The following is a 274-nucleotide window of genomic DNA, read 5'->3' on the forward strand; positions in this document are numbered from 1 at the left end:
GAACGCTGCCGGGTGAGCAGGCGCAGGTCGATTGGGCTCACCTCGGCCATCTGCAGATCGGCCGCGCACGGCGCCCGCTGATGGCCTTCGTCATGGTGCTCAGCCACTCGCGCATGATCTTCCTGCGCTTCTTCCTGGACGCCCGCGTGGACAGCTTCCTGCGCGGCCATGTCGAGGCCTTCATCGCCTTCAACGGCTGTCCGAGGGTCGCCCTGTACGACAACCTCAAGAGCGCGGTGCTGGAGCGCGTGGATCATGTCCGCGGCAGTTCGAT

1 pseudogene is annotated in these 274 nt (G+C 66.1%); it reads left to right on the top strand.

The features are described from left to right. A pseudogene (locus ACG0Z3_RS23345) lies at positions 1-274 on the top strand (IS21 family transposase); the annotation flags it as partial.

It is taken from the genome of Pelomonas margarita, assembly GCF_043555875.1.
GTDB lineage: Bacteria > Pseudomonadota > Gammaproteobacteria > Burkholderiales > Burkholderiaceae_C > Pelomonas > Pelomonas margarita.